At 72.9% G+C, this 6,024-nt stretch carries 6 protein-coding genes and 1 pseudogene; 4 read left to right on the top strand and 3 right to left on the bottom strand.

Annotation, left to right across the window (positions count from 1 at the left end):
- Positions 1 to 86: 86 nt before the first annotated feature.
- Together ABZ457_RS30255 and ABZ457_RS30250 are read right to left on the bottom strand one after the other, a co-directional pair.
- Entirely contained in the window at positions 87 to 758 is a 672-nt protein-coding gene (locus ABZ457_RS30255; protein ID WP_359164180.1) for an isochorismatase family protein, read from the bottom strand.
- A 184-nt stretch (positions 759 to 942) separates the two neighbouring features.
- Positions 943 to 1,755: an AraC family transcriptional regulator gene (locus ABZ457_RS30250; RefSeq protein ID WP_359164177.1), complete on the bottom strand. Its 813-nt coding sequence runs from the start codon at positions 1,753 to 1,755 to the stop codon at positions 943 to 945.
- Between the two features lie 133 nt (positions 1,756 to 1,888).
- Here ABZ457_RS30250 and ABZ457_RS30245 point away from each other — a divergent pair, with 133 nt between their 5' ends.
- Genes ABZ457_RS30245 through ABZ457_RS30230 form a run of 4 tightly spaced genes read left to right on the top strand, consistent with a single transcriptional unit; the run spans position 1,889 to position 5,896 of the window.
- Positions 1,889 to 2,935: an iron ABC transporter permease gene (locus tag ABZ457_RS30245; protein WP_359164173.1), complete on the top strand. Its 1,047-nt coding sequence runs from the start codon at positions 1,889 to 1,891 to the stop codon at positions 2,933 to 2,935.
- Complete coding sequence (locus tag ABZ457_RS30240) at positions 2,935 to 4,017, top strand: iron ABC transporter permease (RefSeq protein WP_359164171.1); 1,083 nt, start codon at positions 2,935 to 2,937, stop codon at positions 4,015 to 4,017. The genes ABZ457_RS30245 and ABZ457_RS30240 overlap by 1 nt, the downstream gene beginning before the upstream one ends.
- Positions 4,014 to 4,850, top strand: a complete 837-nt coding sequence (locus ABZ457_RS30235; RefSeq protein WP_359164168.1) for an ABC transporter ATP-binding protein — start codon at positions 4,014 to 4,016, stop codon at positions 4,848 to 4,850. Before ABZ457_RS30240 ends, ABZ457_RS30235 begins: the two co-directional genes overlap by 4 nt.
- A gap of 2 nt (positions 4,851 to 4,852) precedes the next feature.
- Positions 4,853 to 5,896: an ABC transporter substrate-binding protein gene (locus ABZ457_RS30230; protein ID WP_359164165.1), complete on the top strand. Its 1,044-nt coding sequence runs from the start codon at positions 4,853 to 4,855 to the stop codon at positions 5,894 to 5,896.
- On the opposite strand, the pseudogene ABZ457_RS30225 reads toward ABZ457_RS30230, so the two are convergent.
- Positions 5,818 to 6,024, bottom strand: a pseudogene (locus ABZ457_RS30225) (hypothetical protein); the annotation flags it as partial. The gene ABZ457_RS30230 and the pseudogene ABZ457_RS30225 sit on opposite strands and share 79 nt — an antisense overlap.

Below are 6,024 nucleotides of genomic sequence, written 5' to 3'. Positions count from 1 at the left end.
CGCTCCCCTCCCGCGCCGCGCCGCGGGCACGCCCGCGCGCGGCGGCCCCCCGTGCCGCCGCCCGCGCCCCGCCCCGGGCAGAGGGCTCAGCCCGGTGGCCCCCCGGTGCCGACCGCGCCCTCTTCCGGCGCGCGCGCCGGCAGCGCACGCGCCGTGCTCATCACGACGGCCCCGTGGGCCGCGGCCCAGCGCAGTGCCGCGAGGTGGTCCTCCGCCGACAGGTCGCCGACGGCGTCGCCCACCACGAACGGCTGGATGCCGTGCATGAAGGCGTCGGCCGCGGTGAGTAGCACACCGAGCCGGGCGAACAGCCCGCACAGCACGATCTGGTCGCGTCCCGCGCCCCGTAGCACCCGCTCCAGGCGGCTGCCGAGGAAGGCGTTGGGACGGGTGTGCTCGACGAGATGCTCTCCGGTGCGCGGGGCGAGCGGGCCGACGATCTCGGCGTCCGCCGGGTCGCCGATCCCCGCGCCCCACACCTCCGCGAGCAGGCCGCGCCGCTCCGGGTGCCGTACCGGCGCCTCGGCGCAGAACACCACGGGCATGCCGAGCCCGGCCGCCCGCTCCCGCAACACACCGATGTTCTCCAGGAGTTGCCCGGCCGGCGGTTCGCCCGGCGGGAACCGCCCGAGGAAGTGGACCTGCATGTCCAGGACCACCAGGGCGGCCCGGCCGGGCTCCCAGGTCCACGGCGCCGCCGAGGACGGCAGCCGGTCCTCGGCGGGCAGCGGATAGGGGGTGACGGCGCGCAGATCCATGGGACGGCTCCTCGCTGACACCGGCGCCGGCGGGGTGCCGGACAGCACACGGACGACACGGACGACAGGAACGACGACACGGGCGACGCCGACGCGAACGACGACGTCACGGACGGGACGCACGGGAGGGCCCGGCCGGCGCCGGGCGCACACCGCCGTGCGACTTAGATAAGGCTAACCTAACCTAACACCTGTTCGGGTGGTCCCCCGGAGGCCCGTCCTGTCCGGCCCACTGCTCCGACCACGCCTTCACATGCGCCCCCGGCGTCCTCCCGAAGTGCTTGCGGAACGCCAGGATGTAGCCGTTGGTGCTCGTGAAACCCACCCGGGCCGCCACCGAACCCACCAGATAGCCCTGCGCCAGCAGGTCCAGGGAGCGGTTGAGACGCAGCCGGGTGCGCCACTCCGAGAACGACAGGCCCGTCTCCGTCCGGAACGCCCGCCGCAGACTGGTGGAGCTGGTGTGCAGCCCGGTCGCCCACTCCGTCGCCGTACGCGGGTCCGCCGGCCGGGTGCGCAGTTCCCGCGCCACCGCGAGGGCGGCCGCGCTCGTCGGCTCGGGCAGCGGCAGGCACTCCTCCGGTCCGCCGGTCAGCGCTGCGAACACCGCCGCCTCGTCGTGCTCCCGGCGCGAACTGCGCATCCGGGCCAGCAGCAGCCGGCGCTGCGCCCCGGTCACATTGACCACAGCGGGCGCCGTGTAGGGCAGGGTGTGCTCGTCCGCCTCGAACGCCTCGGTGAGCACCAGGGAGTCGGGCTCGAAGCGCGCGCTGTGCGGCACCCCCGCCGGCATCCAGAGCGCCACCGCCGGAGAGAGCAGGTGATCGGTCCCCAGCGCGGTGACCGTGATCCGCCCCAGCGGGACGAAGTGGAACTGATGGAACGTGTGGACGTGCGTGGGGTGCCCCTCGGCCGCGATGAAGCCGTCGTCCACCTCCGCGGTCCGGTACCCCTCGGCGGACGCGTGGTCCATCGTCCGCAGCGTGCCTTCCGTCACGACAGCCCCCTGTGTCTCCGGGGCCGAGTCACCGGCCCCTGAATGTGATGCCTGCGCCTCCGACTTGGATCGGCCGGAAGCGAGGTAAGGGTAACCTAACCTCGCGAACCACCCGTGAGGAGCCGAAAACCCCATGACAACAACGTCCCCGCCGGTGACGTCGACTTCACCACCGGCCCGGACCAGCTTCTCGCGCGGCGCCGTCTTCCTGGTGCTGGCCGCCGTCGCGGTGGCCGCGACCCTGGTCGCGAGCATCGGCCTGGGATCCCGTGACATATCCCCGCTGGAGATCGTCCGCATCCTGCTGAACCCCGGCGGGGAGGCGTACAACTCGCACGTCATGTGGACCGAGCGGATACCCAGGAGCCTGCTGGGACTGCTGGTCGGAGCCGCCCTCGGAGCCTCCGGCCTGATCATGCAGGCGCTCACCATGAACCCGCTCGCCGAGCCCGGCATCCTCGGAGTCCAGCAGGGCGCCTCGATGTTCGTGGTCCTCGGCATCCTCTACCTCGGAGTCACCGGCCTCCAGGGCTACTTCTGGATGGCGCTGATCGGCTCCGCCGTCACCTCCGCGCTGGTCTATCTGATCGGCACCCGCACCAACGCGGGCAGTTCCACCATCGGACTCGTCCTCGCGGGCGTCGCCCTCGCCGCCGTGATGTCCTCCCTGATCACGCTGATGGTCGTGCGCGACCAGGCGGTCTTCGCCCACCTGCGCTTCTGGTCCGTCGGCCAGCTCACCGGCCGCGCCGCGATCCTGGACGAGGTCCTGCCGTTCGCCGTCGCCGGACTGCTCCTCGCCCTCCCGCTCGGCCGCACCCTCAACATCCTCAGCCTGGGCGACGAGACCGCCCGGGGCCTGGGCGTCCGGGTCGAACGGGCCCGGCTCGCCGCCGCCGCCGTCGCGGTCCTGCTCTGCGCCGCCGCCACCGCCGCGGCCGGACCGGTCGCCTTCGTCGGACTCGTCGGCCCGCACATCGCGCGGATGCTGGTCGGACCGGACCACCGCTGGTCGCTGCCGCTCTCCATGGCCCTCGGCGCGGTCCTGCTCACCGCCGCCGACACCGCCGGACGCCTGATCGTCGACCACGGGGAGATCCAGGTGGGCGTGATGACCGCCGCCGTCGGCACCCCCTTCTTCGTCTGGCTCGCCCGCCGCCGGAACCTGGTGCGTGTGTGATGACGACCGTGCTCCCCAAGACCCCGACCGCCCCGGCGCCCTCCGCCGCCGAGGCCGTCGTCGCCCGGCTGCGCGCCGGCCGCCGGTCCCACAACCGCAGGACCGCCGTCGTCGCCACGGTGTGCACCGTGCTCCTGCTCGGCCTGACGGCGGCCGCCCTCCTCCTCGGCGGCGTCGGCAAGGTGGACCCGGCCGACGTGCTGCCCGCCGCGTTCGGGCTGCGCGACGGACTCGCCGACTACATGATCTTCCAGATCCGGATGCCCCGGGCCATGGCCGCGCTGCTGTCCGGCGCGCTGTTCGGCCTCGCGGGCGCCCTCTACCAGCGCCTGATCCGCAACCCGCTGGCCACCCCCGACATCGTGGGCATCTCCGCCGGCGCGGGCGCGGGCGCCACCACCGTGCTGCTCTTCGCGCCCGGCGTGTTCGCCCTCGGTGCGCCCGTCGCCGCCGTCGCCGGCTCCTTCGTCCTCCTCGCCGCCGTCCACGCGCTGAGCTGGCACCGGGGCGTGGACACCTACCGGCTGGTCCTCGTCGGCATCGGCCTCAGCGCCGTGTGCACCGCGTACACCAACTACCTGTTCACGGTGGCCGACGAGAACAGCATCGCCATCGCGATGCGCTGGCTCATCGGCAGCACCGCGGGAGCCGACTGGGACGGCGTCACCACCCTCGCCACCGGACTCGCCGTCTGCCTCACGGGCGCCGCCCTGCTGCACCGGCCGCTCACCGGGCTCTCCCTCGGCGACCAGCTCGCCACCGGGCTCGGCACCCGGGTCACCCCGGCCCGTGTCACCGCCCTGCTCGTCGGCGCCGCCGCCGCGGCCCTCGCCACCAGCGTGGTGGGCCCCATCGGCTTCGTGTCCCTGGTCAGCGGCCCCATCGCCGCCCGGCTGGTCGGCGGCGACCGGGCCATCGCCCTCGCCCCGCTGATCGGCGCCGTCATCGTCGTCGGGGCCGATGTCCTCGCCCAGAACGCCCCTCTGATCAGCCCGGTGCCCACCGGGGTCCTCACCGCGCTGCTCGGCGCGCCGTACTTCGTCTGGCTGATCCTTCGGCGCAGGCAGGGAGCCGTCACGTGAACCCGTCCACCACCACCGCGGCCCCGGCCCCCGAACAGGGCCTCCAGGCCCGGGGCATCAGCGCCGGCTACGGCGACGCCCGCGTCATCGAGGACCTCTCGCTGAGCATCGCCCCCGCCCGGATCACCGCCCTCGTCGGCCCCAACGCCTGCGGCAAGTCCACCCTGCTGAAGTCGATCGCCCGGCTGCTGCCCATCGCCGGCGGCTCGGTCCTCCTCGACGGCGCCGACATCCACGCCATGCGCACCCGGGACGTCGCCCGCCGCCTCGGCATCCTGCCGCAGACGCCCGTCGCCCCCGAGTCCATCACCGTCGGCGACCTCGTCTGGCGCGGCCGCCACCCGCACCGCCAGTTCGGGCAGCGCCGCACCGAGGCCGACGAGCGGGTCATCGCCGAGGCCCTGATGGCCACCGGCACCGCCGAACTGACCGACCGTCCGGTGGACGAACTCTCCGGCGGCCAGCGCCAGCGCGTGTGGATCGCCCTCGCCCTCGCCCAGGACACCCCGACCCTCCTTCTCGACGAGCCCACCACCTATCTGGACATCGCGCACCAGATCGAGGTGATGGACCTGCTGGCCGACCTCAACGAGCGGACCGGCAAGACGATCGTCCTCGTCTCCCACGACCTCAACCAGGCGGCCCTGTACGCCCACACGATCGTCGCCATGCGCGACGGCCGCATCGTGCGCCAGGGCCCGCCCGAGGAGGTGCTCGACGCCCGCACCGTGTCCGAGGTCTTCGGACTGGACTGCGTCGTCGTCACCCACCCCCGTACCGACCGGCCGCAGATCTTCCCTCTGGGCCGCCGTCACCTCACGCAGGAGAAATGACCATGAACCGCCTCGCAAGACCGGCCGGCCGCCGCGGCGCCGCCCGGGTGCTCCTCGCCGCCACCGCGGCCCTCGCCCTCGTCACCGGCTGCTCCGGCTCCGACGAAGGCGACGCCAAGACGAAGTCGAAGCCCGCCGCCGGCTCCGAGGCGTTCCCCGTCTCGCTCACCAACGCGTGGGGCAAGACCGAGGTCGAGAAGAAGCCCGTCAAGGTGGCCACCGTCTCCGACGGCGACACCAGCATCGCCCTCGCGCTGGGCCTGGTGCCCGTCATCACCCCGGACGCCGAGGACGGCGGCCCGGTGCCCGAGTACAAGCAGCGCGCCGTCGACAAGCTCGGCGGCAAGAAGCTGAAGACCTACGACGACACCGACGGCACCGACTACGAGGCCATCGCCGCAGAGGCCCCGGACATCATCCTCGGCATGAACACCTGGTCGATGGACACCGACTACGCGAAGCTGAAGCCCATCGCGCCGGTCGTCACCTACGCCGACAAGAAGCATGCCGACACCCTCACCTGGCAGGAGCGGCTCACCACCGCCGCCAAGGCCCTCGGCCTGACCGCCGAGGCCGAGAAGGTCATCGCCGCCAACGACAAGGCGACGAAGGACGCGGCCGCCGCGCACCCCGAGTTCAAGGACAAGACCTACACCTACGCGGTCGTCCACCCCGAGCAGATCACCTTCATGTCCCACGCGGACCAGGACCCGGGCGTCTTCGAGCAGCTCGGCTTCCGCAAGACGGACAAGGCGAAGAGCTACACCGCCGAGAAGAACGCGGTGAGCCTGGAGAACCTGGACGAGCTGGAGGCCGACGTCCTCCTCATCACCTACCCCTTCGGTGACAACGGCCTCCTCTCCGCCGGCGAGCTGGAGAAGAACAAGCTCTTCCAGTCCCTCGACGTGGTGAAGAAGAAGCACTACGCGGTCGTGCCCTCGGAGAACACCCTCTCCTCCGCCGTCGCCTACCCGGACGCCCTCAGCTCCCCGTGGGTCGTCGAGAAGCTGACCCCGATCCTCGCCGACGCCGTCGCCGGCAAGTAGCACCACCGGACGGGCCGCCGGGCACCCGTGCCCGGCGCCCACCGCGCGGACACCTCGCCCGGCACCAGGAACAGCGCCACGTCGATGCCGTCGAGGGCGTCCTCGGTGAGCGCGACGACCTCGCACTC

Origin of the sequence: Streptomyces sp. NPDC005805 (assembly GCF_040630445.1) — a bacterium.
In the GTDB taxonomy this organism is placed as follows: Bacteria; Actinomycetota; Actinomycetes; order Streptomycetales; family Streptomycetaceae; genus Streptomyces.
This window is presented reverse-complemented; position numbering and strand designations above follow the sequence as displayed.